This window comes from Arthrobacter sp. OV608, assembly GCA_900110595.1.
Classification (GTDB): Bacteria; Actinomycetota; Actinomycetes; order Actinomycetales; family Micrococcaceae; genus Arthrobacter.
Map to the genome: position 1 here is coordinate 487,391 of FOEZ01000001.1, position 18,170 is coordinate 505,560.

Annotated in this window: 15 protein-coding genes and 2 tRNA genes; 4 read left to right on the top strand and 13 right to left on the bottom strand. The window is 65.8% G+C overall.

Features of this window, described 5'->3' with window-relative positions:
* Positions 1 to 4: 4 nt before the first annotated feature.
* Complete coding sequence (locus BMX78_RS02290) at positions 5 to 1,159, top strand: cysteine desulfurase family protein (RefSeq protein ID WP_091415783.1); 1,155 nt, start codon at positions 5 to 7, stop codon at positions 1,157 to 1,159.
* Positions 1,160 to 1,189: 30 nt separating this feature from the next.
* Here the strand turns inward: BMX78_RS02290 and BMX78_RS02295 are convergent, their stop codons facing one another.
* Entirely contained in the window at positions 1,190 to 2,038 is an 849-nt protein-coding gene (locus tag BMX78_RS02295; protein ID WP_091415785.1) for a fumarylacetoacetate hydrolase family protein, read from the bottom strand.
* 59 nt (positions 2,039 to 2,097) lie between these two features.
* A complete protein-coding gene (locus BMX78_RS02300; RefSeq protein WP_091415788.1) occupies positions 2,098 to 2,784 on the bottom strand; it encodes a DUF1684 domain-containing protein in 687 nt (228 codons plus the stop codon).
* Positions 2,785 to 2,917: 133 nt separating this feature from the next.
* Here BMX78_RS02300 and BMX78_RS02305 point away from each other — a divergent pair, with 133 nt between their 5' ends.
* Together BMX78_RS02305 and BMX78_RS02310 are read left to right on the top strand one after the other, a co-directional pair.
* Positions 2,918 to 3,733: a hypothetical protein gene (locus BMX78_RS02305; RefSeq protein WP_091415789.1), complete on the top strand. Its 816-nt coding sequence runs from the start codon at positions 2,918 to 2,920 to the stop codon at positions 3,731 to 3,733.
* Positions 3,734 to 3,807: 74 nt separating this feature from the next.
* Positions 3,808 to 4,614 carry a transglutaminase-like domain-containing protein gene (locus tag BMX78_RS02310; protein ID WP_091415792.1) on the top strand — a complete coding sequence of 269 codons (807 nt, stop codon included), beginning with the start codon at positions 3,808 to 3,810 and terminating at the stop codon, positions 4,612 to 4,614.
* Positions 4,615 to 4,624: 10 nt separating this feature from the next.
* On the opposite strand, the gene BMX78_RS02315 is transcribed toward BMX78_RS02310, so the two are convergent.
* The 8 genes from BMX78_RS02315 to bcp all read right to left on the bottom strand — a co-directional run bounded on the left by BMX78_RS02315 (position 4,625) and on the right by bcp (position 14,696).
* Positions 4,625 to 5,086, bottom strand: coding sequence for a MarR family winged helix-turn-helix transcriptional regulator (locus BMX78_RS02315; RefSeq protein ID WP_091415795.1), 462 nt, complete (start codon positions 5,084 to 5,086; stop codon positions 4,625 to 4,627).
* Positions 5,086 to 6,228: an LLM class flavin-dependent oxidoreductase gene (locus BMX78_RS02320; RefSeq protein WP_091415798.1), complete on the bottom strand. Its 1,143-nt coding sequence runs from the start codon at positions 6,226 to 6,228 to the stop codon at positions 5,086 to 5,088. Before BMX78_RS02320 ends, BMX78_RS02315 begins: the two co-directional genes overlap by 1 nt.
* Before the next feature lie 116 nt (positions 6,229 to 6,344).
* On the bottom strand, positions 6,345 to 9,557 hold the full coding sequence (locus tag BMX78_RS02325) for an efflux RND transporter permease subunit (protein WP_091415800.1): 3,213 nt from the start codon (positions 9,555 to 9,557) through the stop codon (positions 6,345 to 6,347).
* A 69-nt stretch (positions 9,558 to 9,626) separates the two neighbouring features.
* Entirely contained in the window at positions 9,627 to 11,129 is a 1,503-nt protein-coding gene (locus BMX78_RS02330; protein ID WP_091415803.1) for a malate:quinone oxidoreductase, read from the bottom strand.
* Between the two features lie 79 nt (positions 11,130 to 11,208).
* The gene (locus BMX78_RS02335; RefSeq protein ID WP_170850659.1) at positions 11,209 to 12,879 is read right to left on the bottom strand and encodes an ABC transporter substrate-binding protein; all 1,671 of its coding nucleotides are present in this window, start codon (positions 12,877 to 12,879) and stop codon (positions 11,209 to 11,211) included.
* Positions 12,880 to 13,056: 177 nt separating this feature from the next.
* Complete coding sequence (locus BMX78_RS02340) at positions 13,057 to 13,749, bottom strand: fasciclin domain-containing protein (RefSeq protein ID WP_091415807.1); 693 nt, start codon at positions 13,747 to 13,749, stop codon at positions 13,057 to 13,059.
* 275 nt (positions 13,750 to 14,024) lie between these two features.
* Positions 14,025 to 14,106 (bottom strand) — tRNA-Leu (locus BMX78_RS02350).
* A gap of 116 nt (positions 14,107 to 14,222) precedes the next feature.
* A complete protein-coding gene (bcp, locus tag BMX78_RS02355; RefSeq protein WP_091415811.1) occupies positions 14,223 to 14,696 on the bottom strand; it encodes a thioredoxin-dependent thiol peroxidase in 474 nt (157 codons plus the stop codon).
* A 96-nt stretch (positions 14,697 to 14,792) separates the two neighbouring features.
* Here bcp and BMX78_RS02360 point away from each other — a divergent pair, with 96 nt between their 5' ends.
* On the top strand, positions 14,793 to 15,251 hold the full coding sequence (locus BMX78_RS02360) for a MarR family winged helix-turn-helix transcriptional regulator (RefSeq protein ID WP_091416069.1): 459 nt from the start codon (positions 14,793 to 14,795) through the stop codon (positions 15,249 to 15,251).
* Between the two features lie 447 nt (positions 15,252 to 15,698).
* On the opposite strand, the gene BMX78_RS02365 is transcribed toward BMX78_RS02360, so the two are convergent.
* The 3 genes from BMX78_RS02365 to BMX78_RS02375 all read right to left on the bottom strand — a co-directional run bounded on the left by BMX78_RS02365 (position 15,699) and on the right by BMX78_RS02375 (position 18,163).
* Positions 15,699 to 15,774: transfer RNA gene (locus BMX78_RS02365), tRNA-Lys, on the bottom strand.
* A gap of 114 nt (positions 15,775 to 15,888) precedes the next feature.
* Positions 15,889 to 16,953: a PQQ-dependent sugar dehydrogenase gene (locus tag BMX78_RS02370; RefSeq protein ID WP_091415814.1), complete on the bottom strand. Its 1,065-nt coding sequence runs from the start codon at positions 16,951 to 16,953 to the stop codon at positions 15,889 to 15,891.
* Between the two features lie 43 nt (positions 16,954 to 16,996).
* Positions 16,997 to 18,163: a sunset domain-containing protein gene (locus BMX78_RS02375; protein ID WP_091415816.1), complete on the bottom strand. Its 1,167-nt coding sequence runs from the start codon at positions 18,161 to 18,163 to the stop codon at positions 16,997 to 16,999.
* Between the last annotated feature and the right edge of the window lie 7 nt (positions 18,164 to 18,170).

Genomic DNA, 18,170 nt, shown 5'->3' on the forward strand with positions numbered 1-18,170 from the left:
ACCCATGATCTTCCTCGACGCGGCCGCCACAACACCCGTCCGCCGTGAAGTACTGGACGCCATGTGGCCCTACCTCACCGGAGAGTTCGGGAACCCTTCCAGCCACCACACCCTCGGCGAGGCTGCGGCCACTGCGCTCGCGGACGCGCGGCGGACGGTGGCAGCGGTGCTGGGCTGCCGGGCGGGCGAGGTAACCTTCACCGCGGGCGGAACGGAAGCGGACAACCTGGCGGTGAAGGGCATCGCCCTGGCCCGGCAGGCTGCTGACCCGCAGCTCAACCGGGTGGTGATCAGCGCCGTCGAACATCCCGCCGTCGAGGAATCGGCCCGGTACCTGGAGCGCTTCCACGGCTTCGCCATTGATGTGGTCCCCGTTGACGGGACCGGACTGGTGACCCCAGAGGCGTTTCAAAAAGTGCTGACACCGGAAACAGCGGTGGCCAGCGTGATGTACGCCAACAATGAAGTGGGAACGGTCCAGCCCATTTCCGAACTGGCAGCGCTGGCACACGAACTGGGCATCCCTTTCCACACGGACGCCGTCCAGGCAGCCGGGTGGCTGCCGCTGGACACGAAGGTGCTGGGTGTGGATGCGATGAGCATTTCGGGGCACAAGCTGGGGGCGCCCAAGGGATGCGGGGTGCTGTTCGTCCGGGGGCGCACCAAACTCGAGCCGCTGATCCACGGCGGAGGGCAGGAACGCGGCCGCCGGTCAGGAACAGAGAACGTGGCCGGCGCCGTGGGCCTGGCCACCGCCCTGACGCTTGCGCACGCAGGCCAGGAAGAACAACGACGCCGGGTCACCGCACTGCGGGACACGTTCATCAGCGCTGTGCTCACCGGTGTTCCCGGCGCAGTCCTCACCGGGCATCCGGCTGAACGGCTGCCCTCCGTGGCGTCATTCTGCTTCCCCGGAACCAGCGGCGAGTCAGTACTCCTTGAGCTCGAACGCCAGGGCGTGGTCTGCTCCAGCGGCTCAGCCTGCGCGGCGGGCTCGGACGCGCCCTCGCAGGTGCTGACAGCACTGGGCATTGCGCCCGAGGTGGCCCAGACGGCTGTCAGGTTCAGCTTCGATGCAAGGGTGACCGAAGCGGACCTGGCAGCGGCGGCAGCCGCGGTGGAATCCGCCGTCGGACGGGTCAGGGCGCTCGGCGCCTGACTGCACCAACGCCCCGAAGGCGCTGCCGCCTCAGCCGCTGGAAGGTGCGGGCCAGGGCGAGGCAATCACAGGATTCACGAGCTCACCGATCCCTTCGACCCGGCACACCACCGTGTCGCCCGGGGCCAGCGGAACGCACTCTGCCGGGAAACCGGTCAGCACCAGGTCGCCCGGGTGGAGGGTCATAAACGAGGTCACGTACACGAGGATCTCATCAACCTTCCAGCCGAGGTCAGCGGTGCTGGCGGCCTGGAGGGGAGTGCCGTTGTGCACCACGTCCACGGCCAGGTGTGACTCGTCCAGGCCGGTCACCATCCACGGTCCCGCGGGCGTGAACGTGTCCTGGCTCTTGGCGCTGATCCAGAGTTCATCAGTTTTCTGCAGATCCCGGCAGGTGACGTCGTTGCCGATAGTGAAGCCCAGGACGGCGCCGCGGGCATTCTCTGGGGTCAGGCCCCGCGACCTGGTGCCGATCACAATGGTCAGCTCCGCCTCCGGATCCACCCGCCGCATTCCCGGCGCCAGTTCAATCGCGTCTCCAGGCCCGATGACGCTGGTGGCCGCCTTGTGGAACGCCTGCGGCGGCAGCTCCCGCCCGGACTGGCCGGTGTTGTGCGCCATCCCCAGGACATTGGCGGGCACGCTGGGAGCGAGGAATGTAAAGGAATGCTCCTTCACCCGGTCCCCTGGCTGCCACCCCTCCCGCGGGTGGCTGGAGGCGTTGGCGGGTGAACCCCAAAAGGGGCTGCCAGTAACTGTCCACGTGCTGCCGTCCGCCCCGCCAAAGTCCACTGCATCGCTGGCAACAAAAAACTGTTCCGCTGGATGGGCAGGGGACAGGGGACGGACGCGCGCAATGCGGCGGGGGAGGGCAGGCATAAGGGAATCCTAGGGGGGCGTTGTGAATCGAACCTGGCGGGAAGCCGGCTGCGGTTCCGTCAGTAGAGCTCGCCCACCGGAATCTCGACAGCCAGGCGGTTGGACGGCCCGGGCAGCGGGCAGGCCCAGGCCTCGTTGTAAGCGCAGGACGGGTTGTAGGCGAAGTTGAAGTCCAGCACAAAAGCGGCATCCGGACCGGTCCCATCGACGCCGTGGAACGCGCCTTTGATGGTGTCCAGCAAATACCGTCCCGCGCCGTAGCTGCCGCCGGGCTGGCCGGCCGTGGCATCACGGAACGGCACAAAAATGCCGCCGCCGTAGCCGTGCAGCTTCCACACCCCGAGTTGGCCCATCTCGGGCAGGTCGAAGGTTCCCAGCCGGATAAACCGGACCACGCCGTCCGTGGCGGTCTCCACGTTCATCTCCCGCCCCGCACCCTCCTTGGTCAGGGGCACGTGGAAACGGTAGATGGGATCGTAGTCTGCGGTTTTGAGCCCGGAAAAGCGCGCCTTGTCCTGAGCGGTGAGGGCGGAGGCAGGGTGCGTGGCAAACATCAGGTCCCGCTGGTGGCGCCAGTAGGAGTGGGCCTCGGACGGGTTCTCGAGCGCCAGCTTCCGGACATTGGCGTAGAGGGCGAAGGTCCGCAACCGCCAGTCGGCAATGTCGACGGCGGAGATGTTCGCCAGGGTATCGTCGGCTCCGCCCAGGGTTTCTTCGGCTGTGCCGTGCTGCTGATCGTGCGCCATAACCCCAGCCTAGTCCCCGCACCGTACCGCGCCCGCCCGACGGCGACACGGACCTCCGGTGCCTGCCCCCGCCGGGGGGAAACGCGCTCCCGCCCAGCCCGGCATGCCGCCCCGGTCCGGTTAGGCTGGCTGCATGAGAGGCATGGCAACGAGGGTGCGGTCCGGTGTATCACTGCTGGTGGCGGGCGCCTTCCTGGCCGGCTGCTCCAGCGCAGGGCCGGTCCAGCCGGGCTGGACTGCGCAGCCGGGTCCGTCCGGTGCCGCAGGCTCCAGTGCTTCCGCGCCCGCATCCCCGGATGCCTCCTCAACGGCGGCTTCCGATGGCGCAGCTCCCGGCTCCGCCTCATCCGGCGCCCCGCAGGCAGTGGCTACGGCGTCGGCCTGGAAGTCATTCTCGGACCCTGGCAAGGCCGTCAGCTTCGACCTGCCGCAGGACTGGATCGCCCAGTCCGTCACGCCGGAGGAAGGCACCTTGCCCGGTGCCCTGAAGATCGAAGTGAAGAAGCCCGACGGCACCTTCATGGCAGCGCTGCGGACCGGGCTGCCGCCGTCGTCCACGGAATGTCCGGAAGCATCCCGGCGGGCCTACACCGTGGTCAGCAGTGTGCCGGTGGAGGTCTCCGCCGCAGGCGGGGAGGGGACCATACCGCCCAGGGTGGTGTTCCGTGTGATCCAGGGGTACAAATACTTTGGTTCCTACGGCGTTACGAACGTTGCGGGCGGCACGGACGGCCAGGCCTGCGAGCTCCGCAACATCCTGCGGGGTCCCGCCGGAAAGGGCGACTACTCGTTCGGGGACGTCGTCTCCGTACGCCCCTTTGCCCCGGACGAAAAAGTGGCCCCCGCCAAGGCATTCGACACCCTTGACCAGGCCGCCCGGTACGCCAATGAGGGCAGCGAATTCGCCAATGTCCAGCGGATGCTAATGTCTCTGAAGATCAAAAACTAGTTAGTCCCGTTCCCGGCCCGCGTGCTGCGACAAGCGGTGACTTTTCTTCCACCGCACCCAACCCGGAAAGAGCCATGGAACGCAGTGTTTCCGCACGACTGGTCTTCAAAACCGCAGCCAACACCAAGGTGGCGATGGCCGTCGCGGTGGCGAGGAACGGGGGCTATTCCTCCTTTGAGGAGTCGCTGTCCGTCACGGCCGGGGGCGGCCAGGTCCCGCTGACCGAGGTGGCCGACCACCACGGAGGCCGGTTCCACTACATGGAGTTCGCCGATCCGGCGGAGGTGACGGTGGAATACTCCGCCACGGTGGCCGGAAAAGCCGAACCGGAAGAGGCGGAGCTTGCCGACCGGATCCGCTACGTCCGGCCCAGCCGGTACGCAGAATCAGACCGGCTTCTGCCCACCGCCTACGCCGAATTTGAGGGGGTCCAGGGCGCCGGGCTGCTGCACGCCGTCAGGAACTGGGTGAACGGGGAACTGCGCTACCTCAGCGGATCATCGCGGGGCACCGACGGTGCAGTGGAAACCCTGCTCAGCCGCCGCGGGGTGTGCCGGGACTTCGCGCACCTGGCCATCGCACTGCTGCGCTCCAAGGACATCCCCGCCAGGCTCGCCGCCGTCTACGCTCCCGGCCTGTCGCCGATGGATTTCCACGCCGTGGCCGAGGCCTACGTGGAGGGTGCCTGGCACGTCATCGATCCCACGGGGCTGGCCCCGCGGGAATCGATGCTTCGGATCACCGCCGGCCGGGACTCCGCCGATACCGCCTTCCTGTCCACGGTGGGCGGGAGCCTGATCCTCCACCAGCTGCAGGTCACCGCAGTTGTCAACGGCGTCCTGCCCGTGGAGGATCCTGCCCGCCTTATGCAGCTGGGCTGACCACCTCCGGTCAGCGGGGACCCAGCGAACTCCGCAGCTTCTCCGTGAGCCGCCGCAGTTCCTTCTGCTCTTCAGGTGTCAGGGCCGGACCCATCAGAGTGGAGATGTCCCGGACGTGCTCACGGCCGATCTCCTTCTGCAGCTCCCGGCCTTCCTCCGTCAGCTTCAACAGCACGCCCCGGCCGTCCTCCGGCGCCGGCATCCTGGCCACCAGCCCCCGTTTCTCCAGCCGCTCCACCATCCGGCTGAGGCTGGACTGGCTCAGGAGGACGTTGTCGTTGAGCTCGTTGAGCCTAAGCCAACCCGTGGGGCAGCGTGACAACGTGAACAGGACGTCATACTCGTTGACGGCCAGCTTCCGGAAGGCCGGACCTGCCTGCAGCTTGCGCATGACGGCCACCTGGGCCCGGAACAGCGACTCCCAGGTCTCGGCTGCAAGCCGCACCGGTGATTCTGAACTGTTGCCGGCCATCATGCCTCCACGGAGGACTTTTCGGCGCCCGGCGCGTCCTGGCCCTGCCCTGCCTGCGCCTCCTGGGCGGCCAGTGCAGCGGCAACCCGGTTGGCATGGGTGGGCGGTTCGGGAACGTGGGCCGGCGTGAGGGCGGCGTACTCCTTGCGCAGGACAGGCAGGACTTCCTCGCCGAACAGGTCCAGCTGCTCCAGCACGGTCTTCAGCGGCAGGCCGGCATGGTCGATCAGGAACAGCTGCCGCTGGTAGTCGCCGAAGTACTCCCGGAAGGTCAGGGTCTTTTCGATAACCTCCTGCGGGCTGCCGACGGTCAGGGGCGTCTGCGAGGTGAAGTCCTCCAATGAGGGCCCGTGCCCGTAGACCGGAGCGTTGTCGAAGTAGGGGCGGAACTCCTTGACGGCGTCCTGCGAGTTCTTCCGCATAAAGAACTGGCCGCCCAGGCCCACGATCGCCTGGTCTGCCTTGCCGTGGCCGTAGTGCTCGTAGCGCTCACGGTAGAGGCTGATCAGCTGCTGGTAGTGCTCCTTGGGCCAGAAGATGTTGTTGGCAAAGAAGCCGTCGCCGAAGTACGCGGCCACTTCGGCGATCTGGGGCGTGCGGATGGAGCCGTGCCACACAAACGGGGCCACTCCGTCGAGCGGGCGCGGGGTGGACGTGAAGTTCTGCAGCGGGGTGCGGAACTTGCCGGACCAGTTCACGGTGTCCTCGTCCCACAGCTTGCGCAGCAGGCTGTAGTTCTCGATGGCGAGTTCCACGCCGTCCTGGATGTTCTTGCCGAACCAGGGGTAGACGGGAGCGGTGTTGCCGCGGCCCAGGACCAGGTCCACGCGGCCGTCGGCGAGGTGCTGGAGCATGGCGAAGTCTTCGGCAATCTTGACCGGGTCATTCGTGGTGATCAGCGTGGTGGCCGTGGACAGGATGATCCGTTCGGTCTGCGCCGCGATGTAGGCAAGGGTGGTAGTGGGGGAGGAGGAGAAGAAGGGCCGGTTGTGGTGCTCGCCGATGGCGTAGACATCCATGCCGATTTCCTCGACCTTCTTCGCGATGGCGACGGAGGCCTTGATGCGCTCGTTCTCGGTGGGGGTGCGGCCCGTGGTGGGGTCCGTGGTGATGTCACTGACGCTGAAAACACCGATCTGCATGATGTGCCTTTCCGTTGCTTGGACTTGCTGGCCTTGGTTCCAGTATAGGCCAATTTAGATGCATTTGCATCTATCGCCGGATACAACGCTGCCGCACGGAAAATATTCCGCAGTTTTTACTCGGGGCTTCCGGCTGCTGCGCGCCGCCCGCTGACCTTGGGCACCATGCCCGTGGTCCAGTCGCGGAACTCCTCGTCGACGTCGGCGCCGGGGCCGAATTCCGGGCGCTCATGCAGTTCCCGCAGCAGCGCCTTCTTCTCCCGGCGCCCCTCCACCAGGCGGTAGAGGACGGGAACCAGGACCAGGGTCAGGGCGGTTGATGAGACGAGGCCGCCGATGACCACCACGGCCAGGGGCTGGGAAATGAAGCCGCCCCCGCCTGTCAGCCCGAGGGCCATCGGAGTCAGGGCGAACACCGTGGCCAGGGCGGTCATCAGGATGGGCCGGAGCCGCTGCCGCGCGCCGTGGGTGATGGCATCCGCCACGTTCATGCCCGGCCGGCCGTCGCGCGGCTGCCGGTACTGGTTGATGAGGTCGATCAACACAATGGCGTTGGTGACCACGATGCCTACCAGCATCAGCATGCCGATCAGTGACGGCAGGCCCAGCGGAACCCCGGTCACCAGTAGCAGGGCCACGGCGCCGGTGGCCGCGAACGGCACCGAGACCAGCAGGATCAGCGGCTGGATGAGCGATTTGAACGTGGCCACCATGATCACGTAGACGATGGCAATGGCCGCCAGCAGGGCAAGCCCAAGCTGCTCGAACGACTCCTGCTGCTGGGTGGTGGCGCCGCCGATTTCGGCGGTGACCCCGGCCGGCAGCCGGACCTCTGCGAGGCGCTTCTGGACTTCGGTGTTCACGGCGCCGAGGTTGGATCCCGACGGCGTCACGGACACCCGCGCGGTGCGCTGGCCGTTGCTGGCGGTGATGGACACCGGGACGTCCACCTGTTCCACCGCGGCAATGCTGCCGAGCGTTACAGGAGCGCCGGCGGCGGGCAGCGGAATTGCGCGGACGGCGTCGATGCTGGTGAACCTGGTGCCCTTGCCGATCTGGACCGGGAAGTCGTTGGTGTCGATCCGCACGGTCCCGGCAGGGATGGGGCTGATGGTTGACGCGAGGACGCCCGCCACCTGTTCCTCGTTGAGCCCTGCCGCGACGGCCTTGGCACGGTCAACCTTTACCTGGACCACCGGCTGGCTGGCGGCGAGGTTGGTGGCCACTTCGCTGGTGCCGGGGACGCCGGTCATGGCCTCGATCATGGCGTCGCTGGCAGCCTGCAGGTCCGCGGTGGTGGCCGCCTTGATGGTGATGTCCACCGTAGAGGACGTTCCGAAGCCGCCCTGCTGGGTACCGACGGATACCTTCCCTGAATCGGGCACCTTTGCCAGCTCGTTCCGAACGGTTTCCTGCAGCTGCTCCTGGTCCGCCTTTTCATCGGTCACCACCGTGAAGGTGGAGTTGGAGGATCCGGTGGAGGTGATGGCGGCAAACCCGGCCTGGGCATTGCCGCTGGTCACCTGCACGTCGCGGACGCCGTCGATCCCGCGCAGGACCTCCTCAAGGCGGACGGCGGCGGCGCTGGTATCAGCCAGGCTGGTCCCGGCAGGCAGCACCTGCCGGACGGTCAGGCTGTTCTGCCCGGAATTTCCCAGCAGGTTGGTTGCCAGCAAGGGTGCCATGGCCGCGGTGCCGCCCAGGACCAGGGCGGCGGCAACCAGGGTGACTACCGGATGCTTCTGGGTCTTGGTGAGGATGGGAAGATACCCGCGCTGGAGCCTGCTGCGCTGCTCTGCCTCCTGGGCCTTGGCGCGGGCCTCGGAGGCATTGCGGCGGGCTGCCTCGCTGCCGAGGCCGGGATTGCGCAGGAACCAGTAGGCCAGCACGGGAACGATGGTCAGCGAAACCAGCAGTGAGGCCAGCAGCGCCATGGTGACGGTGAGGGCAAACGGCCTGAACAGCTCGCCCGCGAGTTCGCCCACGAAGGCAATGGGCAGGAAGACGGCCACCGTGGTCAGCGTGGAGGCCGTGATGGCGCCGGCCACTTCGCGGATGGCGGTCAGGATGGCGGTGACCTTGTCCTCGCCGTAACTGAGGTGCCGCTTGATGTTTTCGATGACCACGATCGAGTCATCCACAACCCGGCCGATGGCGATGGTGAGCGCGCCGAGGGTGAGGATGTTCAGCGAGTAACCGGTAGCGGACAGGCCGATGAAGGTGATCAGGAGTGAGAGCGGGATGGACACCGCCGTCACCAGGGTGGAGCGTGCGGACATCAGGAACACCAGGATGACAGCCACGGCGAAGCCCAGCCCCAGCAGTCCTTCGGTGGTGAGGTCCTTGATGGATTTTTCGATGAACGGGGCCTGGTCGAAGACCGGGGTGAACTTGGCGTTGGATCCCAGTTCTGCCTCAAGCTCGTCCAAGGTGTCACGGACCGCGTGCGAAATGGCCACCGTGTCGCCTTCGGGCTTCTTGGTGACGGAGACCGCGAGGGTTTCCGCCCCATTGGTCCGCGTAATTGAAGTCCGTTCGTCATCCTTGACGGAGACGTCGGCCACGCTTCCGATGGTGGCGGCGTTTTTTGCCCCGGAGAGCGGCAGGGCCTTGATGGCGTCCAGGGAATCAACCGGACTGCCGATCTGCAGGGAGAGGGTCTTCCCCTGCTCCTGGAGGGTGCCTGCCGGTACCAGCGCGCCGTTGTTCCCCAGGGCATCCCGGATGGACGTGATGCTGGCTCCGGACGCCGCCATGGCATCGGCGCGGGGGAGGATCTCGATGTGCTGTGTGGCGCCACCGGTCACGTCGGCGCCGCGGACGCCGTCGATCTTCTGCAGCCGGGGCACGCTCAGCCGCTGCAGGTCCGCGTTCAGTTCGCTCAGGGACTTGTCGGAGGACACCGCCAGGAACACGATGGGAAAATCGCTGATGCTTCCCGCAATGGCCTGCGGCTGGACGTCCTCGGGGAGGTTCCGCTTGGCGTTGGAGATGGCCCGGTCAATCTGGTTCCGGGCACGGTCCAGGTTGGAACCATAGGTAAAGACCATGGTGATCTGGGAGACGCCGTTGCGCGACGTGGAGGAGGTGGACTCCAGCCCCTCCACGCCGTTCAACGCAGTCTCCAGCGGCCCGCTCACCTGCTTGTCCACCACTTCCGGCGAGGCGCCGGGCATTGCGGTGAGCACCGTGATCTGCGGGAACTCGATCGACGGGATGAGCTCCTGCTTCAGCGAGGACATGGTGATCACGCCAAAGACGGAGGCGAAGACCGTGATGAGTGCGATCAGAGCCCGGTTTGCCAGTGAAAGTTGTGCCAGCCGGAACATCGCATGGTCTCCTGTGGGGTTGTGACTGACTGTTGCGGGCCAAGCAGCCGGCCACCGGCCCCGGCAGGGTCAGTGGTTGGCGGTAACGCTTTCCAGCTGCAGGGACCTGGCGGTTGCCTTCTCGAGCTCCGCGGCAAGTTCCGGGTTGTCATCGAGCTTGACGCCGTAGCCGGGCATCATGTCCTTGAGCCTGGACTGCCAGCCCTTGAAGTTCTTCGGGAAGGCCTTCTTGAGCAGTTCGATCATGATGGGTACCGCAGTGGAGGCTCCGGGGGATGCACCCAGGAGTGCGCCGATGGAACCGTCACGGCCGGCAATGACTTCAGTGCCGAACTGAAGAATGCCGCCCTTCTGCGGGTCTTTCTTAATGATCTGTACACGCTGGCCGGCCGTAATGAGTTCCCAGTCGCCCGCCTTGGCCTCCGGGTAGTACTCGCGCAGGGCTTCCACCTTGTCGGCGTGCTTTTTGGCCACTTCCTTGACCAGGTACGCGGTGAGGTCCATGTTGTCCTTGGCAACGGCCAGCATGGGGATGATGTTGCTTGGCCGGATGGACAGCGGCAGGTCCAGGTAGGAGCCGTTCTTCAGGAAGTTGGTGGAGAAGCCTGCGTACGGGCCGAACAGCAGCGAGCGCTTGCCGTTGACGTACCGGGTGTCCAGGTGGGGCACGGACATGGGCGGGGCGCCCACGGACGCCTGGCCGTACACCTTGGCGCTGTGCTGGGCAGCGAGGGTTTCGTCCGTGCAGCGGAAGAACTGCCCGGAAACCGGGAAACCGCCATAGCCCTTGCTTTCCGGAATCCCGGAGGCCTGCAGCAGGTGCAGGGCACCGCCGCCGGCGCCCACGAATACGAACTTGGCGTGGATCTTGCCGTGTTCGCCTGACCGGGGGTGCTTCAGCGAAAGGTTCCAGCCGCCGTCGGATGCCTTGGAGATGCCGGTGACATCATGGCCGTAATTGATCTCGACGCCGTTGTTCCCGAGGTAGGTGGTCAGTTCACGGGTGAGTGCCCCGAAGTCCACGTCGGTGCCTTCGGCGGCGCGCGTGGCGGCGATCCGCTGCTGGGGATCGCGGCCCTTGACGATCAGTGGAGCCCACTTGCCGATCTTGCCGTGGTCCTCGGAGTACTCCATGCTGCGGAACAGGGGATGCGGCTTGAGTGCTTCATACCGGGTCTTCAGGAACCGGGTGTTCTCTTCGCCGATCACAAAGCTCATGTGCGGCACGGTGTTGATGAAGCCCTTGGGCGATCCGATCAGCGACTGGTCCACCAGGTGGGACCAGAACTGGCGGGAAAGCTGGAACTGCTCATTGATGAGCAGTGCTTTGGCGGGGTCCACCGAGCCGTCTTTGGCTGCGGGGGAGTAGTTGAGTTCGCAGAGGGCAGCGTGGCCGGTTCCGGCGTTGTTCCACGGACCGGAGCTTTCCAGCCCAGGCTCGTCCAGCCGCTCGAACATGGAGATGGTCCAGTCCGGCTCCAACTGCTTGATGAATGCCCCCAGCGTGGCGCTCATGATGCCGCCGCCAATCAGGACGACGTCGGCATGAGGGGTCTTGGAAATGAAGGTCACGATCAGTCTCCGATTGCAGCGGCTCTGGCTGTCACAGAATATCCCCGCGCAGCCCTACTACTGAAATTGGGCTGGCCCGTCAAGGCTTCAGTTGTACTTTGGTGAAAACTTCATTTAAGACAGGCGACGCCGGATAGCTCACCACACGGTCGGACAAGGCCAATGCAGAGATGGGGAAGGCAACCGGAACCGCTGGAACAGTGGCCGCGATCTGCGCATTGATAGTGTGATATTGCTCATCCCGCTCCTGCCCCTCGGGCATCCCGCGGGCCCTGTTGATCTTGGAGAAGACCTGGGGATCCTGGTATCCGAACTCGCCGTTCTTCTCACCGAAGAGGGGGCCAACGAAATTGTCGGCGTCCGAGTAGGACCCGTTCCAGCCGAGCAGGTGGAGTGCGTGGTCTCCCGGGGACTGCACCTTTTGCAGATACCCCTCAGACCAGTCCACGGGAACGGGCCTGACGTTGAAGCCGACGGCGGTGAGCTGGCGGCTGATCTCGGCGTAAACCTTCTCCGGAGTGGGCAGGTAGGGCCTGGTGACGTTCAGCGGGTAGTAGAACCTCAGCTCCTCACCGGCATAGGCGGCCTCCTTGAGGTACTCCTTGGCCTTGGCGGGGTCGTGCCCCAGTGCGGGGGCGTCGTTGTTGAACCCGCTGATCTTCGGCGGGACGAACTGGGTGGCCACGGCGGTGTTGTCGATGAAGAACTTGCGGATCAGCGTTTCTTTGTCGATGGCCAGTTCGATGGCCTGCCGCACTTTCTGGTTCTGCAGGACCGGGATCTCCTGGTTGATGCCTAAGTACATAACGGAGAACGGGTCCCGCTGCACAATCTGCTTGCCGCGCTTCACCAGCTGGTCGAAGTTGCCCACCGTCACGGCGTCGTAGCCGTCGATTTTCCCGTCCAGCAGGGCCTGGAGGCGGGCCTGGGGGTGGTTGTAGGCCACAAAGTTGATGGTGGCGATCTGGCCACGGTCGCCCCAGTAGGAAGTATTGCCGGCCAGGGTGACGCTGCCTTCGTCCCAGGATTTCAGGATGAAGGGACCGGTGCCTACCGGATTGGCGCCGAAGCCGGACACGGCCTGGCCGGCGCGGTTCTGGTCCAGCACGTCGGCGTTGCCTGCCGCAAGCGCGGCGGGGGAGGCGATGGCGAAGGCCGGCAGGGTCAGGGCCTGCAGGAATGCGGTGAAGCGCTGGGTGAGGTCGATCTGCACGGTATCGGCTGCCACCGCGGTGCAGCTTTTGAAGATGGACAGCTCCGGCTGGTCCGAGTGAGCCTTGAACACGCCTTTGAACGAGCTGCCCGGAGCCTGCCGGCGGAGCTCCTCCGGGAACGCAAACCAACGGTTGAAGTTGGTGCACACCGCGTCGGCGTTAAAGGGGGTTCCGTCGTGGAAGGTCACACCGCTGCGCAGTTTGAAGGTGTAGGAGCGGCCCTCATTGGATTCGCTCCACTCCGTGGCCAGCAGCGGGGTAGGTTTCCCGGTGGTCTGGTCCACCCCCACCAGTCCCTCGAGGATCTGCCGGGTGATCCGCTGGGACTCAACATCGCTTGACAGTGCGGGATCCAGGCCCAGTGGCTGCACGGCTGTGCCGAAGTTAAAGGTTTCTGTGGGTTCCGCCGTCGGGCTGGGGGAAGGGGACGCGGGCGACGGCGACGGGGCCGGTATGCCGGTGCATGAGGTGACGCTCAACGCCAGGAGGGCGGCACCGGTCGTCAGGACCGTCCGCCGGGATGGACTGCTGGGCACGCGTTTATCACCTCGGGATCTTGCCGGCACCGCCGGTTGCGGGCCGGGACCCAGTCTAGTTGACCTGGTGGTGCGCTTCCGGGAGGCCCAGGGCGGCCGCCTGTTCGCCGACGCCTTAAAGGCCCGGGGCCCGTCCTTGTCGGAACGGGCCCCGGGCCTGGCTGCTTGCAGCCGGGATTACTTGGGCATCAGCACGGAATCGATGAGGTAAACCGTCGCGTTCTTGGTCTTGACGCCGCCGCAGATCACGCTGGCGTCATCCACCTTAAGGGTGTCGCCGCTGCCCGTGACCGTGACGGAGCCGCCCTGGACGGTGGCGTGGGTGCCGGCGATCTTGTCCGGGGTGATCTGGCCGGGAACCACGTGGTAGGTCAGGATCTTGCTCAGGAGGGCATCATCGGTCTTCAGTGTTTCGATGGTGGCGGGGTCGATCTTGGCGAAGGCGTCGTCCACCGGCGCGAAGACAGTGAATTCACCGCCGTTGAGAGTGTCCACCAGATCCACCTTCGGGTTCAGCTTGCCGGACACGGCAGCCGTGAGGGTGGTCAGGATGGGGTTGTTGGATGCTGCCACGGCCACGGGATCCAGCGCCATGCCTTCCACCGAACCTGCGCCCGTGGGTACCTGCTTGGCGTAGGCTGCGCAGCCGCTGCCCACCAGGTTGGCGGCCGGATCCATCATGGCTGCGGAGGAGCTGGCAGACGGTGACGGGGCCATCGTGGTGGCCTTCGCCGAAGCGGAGGATGACGGCGCGGCGGCCGGAGCGGAGGAGCTGGACGTGCCTGCTGAGCCACCGCAGGCGGTCAGGCTGAGCAGAGCTGCAGCTGCAACGCCTGCGACGCTGAAAGTGGTGCGCTTGATGGTCTGCATTGTGGTTCTCCTTGGGTTGAACATGTCGCCTGGCCGTGGACGGGATGTCCGCGGCGCTGATTGCTTCCGGTTGGTGGGCACCTGCCTTGGCTGGTGTCTCAGTGGGTATTCGGCTGCTGCGGAAACATGGATGGGTCGGCGTCAAGGACTTTTTCAGCGCACTGGTGTTTCCCGGGAATTTCCCGGGGCTGATGACCGCCGGGCGGCGGCAAAGAAACAAAAAATCCCCCGGCCTGTGACAACGTCACGAAGGCCGGGGGATCTTTGACAGGCAGTGCGCAAGGGGGGACTTGAACCCCCACGCCCGAAGGCACAGGAACCTAAATCCTGCGTGTCTGCCAATTTCACCACTCGCGCTTGGCCTTCGGCGCCGCACGCTCAGGCGCCTGTGTCAGGGCCAGGAAGGTACGACGGCGGATGCCAGTCTTTATTGTAGCGTTGCGCAGGCGGGACCTGCGTCAGCGGTGGCCGGGTCAGGCGTCCAGTTTCAGGTCCCGGCGCAATTTGGCCACATGGCCCGTGGCGCGCACGTTGTACTGGGCCAGGGCCACTTTTCCGTCGGGATCCACCACAACGGTGGACCGGATCAGGCCCTCGTAGGTCTTGCCGTAGTTTTTCTTCTCGCCCCAAGCCCCGTAGGCCTCCGCCACTGCATGGTCCTCGTCAGAGAGCAGCGGAAAGGTGAGGGATTCCTGGGCGGCGAACTTGGCCAGCTTTTCCACGGGATCGGGGGAGATGCCCAGCACGTCATAGCCCGCCGATTGCAGGGAGGACAGGTTGTCCCGGAAGTCGCACGCTTCCTTGGTGCAGCCGGGGGTTGCCGCGGCGGGGTAGAAGTAGACGATGGTCTGGCGCCCCGGCCGCGGTGCCAGGCTGACGTCCTTCCCCGTCGAGTCTTTCAGGGTGAATTGCGGTGCGTCGTCACCTGTTACGAGTCGGTCAGCCATTGTTTTTCTCCTTGTTGCAGGCGTGACACATCAGCCTAGTAAGCGGTGCGGAACAGTGCTAATCGGCACTTGGCTATACTTGCTGCTATGCCTGATATGGATCAATGGCCCACAGGGCGCCTCTTGTCCACTGCTGCGCGCCTCGTTGAACACTCCTGGAATGAAAAACTCGGCGCTATCGGTCTCACCCATGCCGGTGTTATCGCCATAGAGGTCCTTAACGCGCAGGGCCCCATGACCCAGGCGCAGCTTGCCCAATATGTGCGCGTGCAGGCCCAGACCATGGGCAAAACCCTGAGCCGCCTCGAAGCCCACGGGCATATCGCCAGGGTCCGCAGCACCTCTGACCGCCGCAGCCATGTGGTGTCCCTGACTGAGCGGGGCAAGGAAGCCGTCGCCGCCGCCGTCGAGATGGAACGTACGGTCCTGGCAGCGGCCACCATCGACCCCGACGCCCTGCGGCAGGAACTCAAGGCTGTTGTCCGCGAACTGGCAAGCCAGTTCGGTACCACCGCCACCGCGGCGTTGGTGGAGAACCCGTCCATGACGCCGTAGCCCATCTGCTTCGGCCGGCACTGCCGGCCTACAGCGTGATCCCAGCTGTTACAGGCTGCGGTCACGCTTTATTTTTGCCCCGCATCTGCCGCCCACCGACGGGAACGCGCCATCACGTCCGGCAACGAATCGGCCGACGCTCCATCACTTATGGCCACCAGGTTGGAATCGCCCGCTCACTTGCTGCAACGAATCGGCCGACGCGCCATCACGTCCTGCAAGCAATCGGCCGACGCTCCATCACCTGACGCAGGCTGCCACGCCGCCGTCGGGCCTCACAGGAAACTGATGGAGCGATGCACGAAAAGCTGCAGGAGGTGATGGAGCGTTTTGTTCCAGACTCCAGCAATGCGAATGCCGGGCCGCTAACCCCCGAATGCTTGAGGTGCCGGGAAACAAAACAGCCCCCGGTTTGCGTTTCCGCAAGCCGGAGGCTGATTTCCCCCTTGGTGCACCCCCCGGGACTTGAACCCGGAACCCATTGATTAAGAGTCAATTGCTCTGCCAATTGAGCTAGAGGTGCATCTTTTGTTTCGATCGTTTGGGCTTTTTCTTTCCCGGTTGATCTCCGCAACGACATGAAACTCTACACGAACTTTTGGTGCATGTGAAATCGACGGCGGCAGTCGGGGTCTGGTCAGCCCGGAGGGGGTAAAACCAGCACAAAGTCGGGGTTTTCATTGTTTGTCAGCAGCCAAAAACCACCGTCCGGAGCGTGGACCACATCCCGGATCCGGCCGTATTCGCCTGTGAAATAGGCCACAGGCGAGCCTGCTTCCTCACCGGCCAGGGGCACCGTCCACATCCGCTGGCCACGCAGTGCGCCCAGGTACGCCGTGGAGCCCACAATTTCCAGGCCGCTGGGCGAGGACTCGCTTGTTGCCGGCCAGACGACTTTTGCGTCCCGGAACTCCGGGCGGTGCGGTGCTCCGGTCACAGCGGGCCACCCGTAGTTGCCGCCCGGCACAATCAGGTTCAGTTCATCATTGACGTCAGGCCCGAACTCGCTGGCCCACAGCCGCCCCTCTGCGTCCCAGGCCAATCCCTGGACGTTCCGGTGTCCGAGGCTGTACACGGCATTCCCGAACGGATTGCCTGGTGCCGGGGCGCCGTCGGCTGTCAGGCGGAGGATCTTCCCGCCCAGCGCCTCGGGGTCCTGCGGTTGCTCCCTGCGCTGGGAGTCGCCGGTGCCCACATACAGGAAGCCGTCCGGCCCGAACCGGATCCTGCCGCCGTTGTGGGTGGAGGCTTTCGGAATTCCTGTGAAGATCACTTCCGGTTCTCCGAGGGAAAGCGTGCCGTCGCCGGCCGCCGGCAGGCGAAGGCGGGCAATCCTGTTGTCCTGCCCGGAGGTGAAGTACACGTAGAGGTAGCGGTCCGCCGCGAAGCCGGGAGACAGCGCAAGTCCCAACAGGCCGCCTTCTCCTCCCGGAACCACGCCTGGAACTGCACCCAGTTCGCGGACGGCGCCGTCACGGACTGCTTTGAGGAGGGTAGTGTCGCGCTCAGAAATCACGGCTGTTCCGTCCGGAAGGAACACCGCGGCCCAGGGGATTTGCAGCTGAAGATCCAGGCGTTGCGGCGTTCCGGGCACCGGCCCTGCCGAGGTGCTCAGTGAAGGCCGGCTTCCCGTAGGTATTCCGTCAGGGTTACCCGTGCAGCCAGACAGGAGCAGGGCGAGGCACACACCAGCGGCCGCCATAACGGGTGCAGCCGGGTGCGCCCGCCGCCGGGGGCCGGCTCCGCTAAATGCGCCTCCGCCGCGGCGCCCTGAAGCCGGCAGCCTCTGCATGGGCAGGCGACTCGAACCACACGTCAGCCCTTGTCTGCTCATACTCGGGGTGTCCCTCCTCGTAGTAGACCATGGAGCCGGCGTCACCCTTGACGGTGTAGTCCGCCGGGCCGCTTCCGTCAGCCGTGGCCGACGCCGAGCCCGCGCCATAGGGCTCGTTCGCGGCAAGGTGCCCGGTTGGTTCCGTTGCAGCCGGCTCTGTGGCTGAAGGTCCTGTTCCGGACGCGGGCATGGCCGACGGCTGGTACTGGGTATGGTCCGCGCCGGTTTCCACCAGCGCAGAGGACTGCGCCCGGTCCTGCGTTTCGGTTGCGGCGGCGTCGGTGGGCAGTCCCATGCCTGCGCCGCCTGGGGAAGGCGCCACGTCGGAGTTTGATGCGTTTTCGGTGTGGCCGGTGCCGGCGGGCGACGGCTGACGGGCTGCGGCTGCCGCGCCGGTGTCCTCCTGTTCTTCGACTGCCGCCGTCTCAGCCCCGGGAAGGGTAGGGGCCTGGGGTGCGGTGTATTCGGCATGGTGAACCGGCTGCGAGTCCACAGCACCCTCATCCGTGGTTCCGGAAGGCCCAGCCCCGAACCCGGCCTGCGGGGCCGTCCCTTCCCGGTGGGTCGCACTTTCGCGGGCAGGGGCTGAACCTGATGCCTCAGACCACTGGGTTTCCCATTCGGCCGCATCCTGGATCCGGCGCTCTTCCTTGGCGCCTTCCCCGTTGGCGGCGCCTGCTCCGCTGCCCACGCCTGCTCCGCTGCCCGCGCCTGCGGTGCCAAGTGCGGACGAGCCGGTACTGCTGTGCTGTGCCTCGTCAGCAGGGGACCTGTCCGGCCTGGCCACCGACTCGGCCGGCTCCTCCGCAGTGGTGGGCGCGGCGGGCTCTGCCGGGCGGCCGAATCCGGCCGCGCTGGCAATACCAGTGGTGCCCGCGGCCTCGGCGGAAGCTGCCGCGCTGCCGCCGGAAAGTGCACCGTCAGTCCGGGTACTACCGTCGACGCCGGGCCTGTCCGCCTGCCCGCCGCTGCGGTCCGCGGACGGCTCCCGGGCGGCAGCGGACTTTTTGGCGTTCAGCCGCCACCACACAACACCGGCCAGAACAGCGAGCAGAATGATCAAGAAAACAGCTTCCATGGCAATC

Bases quoted from the DNA above. Each gene is read 5' to 3' on its own strand.
- BMX78_RS02290 (WP_091415783.1), top strand. From the start codon at position 5: ATGATCTTCCTCGACGCGGCCGCCACAACACCCGTCCGCCGTGAAGTA.
- BMX78_RS02295 (WP_091415785.1), bottom strand. From the start codon at position 2,038: ATGCCTGCCCTCCCCCGCCGCATTGCGCGCGTCCGTCCCCTGTCCCCT.
- BMX78_RS02300 (WP_091415788.1), bottom strand. From the start codon at position 2,784: ATGGCGCACGATCAGCAGCACGGCACAGCCGAAGAAACCCTGGGCGGA.
- BMX78_RS02305 (WP_091415789.1), top strand. From the start codon at position 2,918: ATGAGAGGCATGGCAACGAGGGTGCGGTCCGGTGTATCACTGCTGGTG.
- BMX78_RS02310 (WP_091415792.1), top strand. From the start codon at position 3,808: ATGGAACGCAGTGTTTCCGCACGACTGGTCTTCAAAACCGCAGCCAAC.
- BMX78_RS02315 (WP_091415795.1), bottom strand. From the start codon at position 5,086: ATGGCCGGCAACAGTTCAGAATCACCGGTGCGGCTTGCAGCCGAGACC.
- BMX78_RS02320 (WP_091415798.1), bottom strand. From the start codon at position 6,228: ATGCAGATCGGTGTTTTCAGCGTCAGTGACATCACCACGGACCCCACC.
- BMX78_RS02325 (WP_091415800.1), bottom strand. From the start codon at position 9,557: ATGTTCCGGCTGGCACAACTTTCACTGGCAAACCGGGCTCTGATCGCA.
- BMX78_RS02340 (WP_091415807.1), bottom strand. From the start codon at position 13,749: ATGCAGACCATCAAGCGCACCACTTTCAGCGTCGCAGGCGTTGCAGCT.
- bcp (WP_091415811.1), bottom strand. From the start codon at position 14,696: ATGGCTGACCGACTCGTAACAGGTGACGACGCACCGCAATTCACCCTG.
- BMX78_RS02360 (WP_091416069.1), top strand. From the start codon at position 14,793: ATGGATCAATGGCCCACAGGGCGCCTCTTGTCCACTGCTGCGCGCCTC.
- BMX78_RS02370 (WP_091415814.1), bottom strand. From the start codon at position 16,953: ATGGCGGCCGCTGGTGTGTGCCTCGCCCTGCTCCTGTCTGGCTGCACG.
- BMX78_RS02375 (WP_091415816.1), bottom strand. From the start codon at position 18,163: ATGGAAGCTGTTTTCTTGATCATTCTGCTCGCTGTTCTGGCCGGTGTT.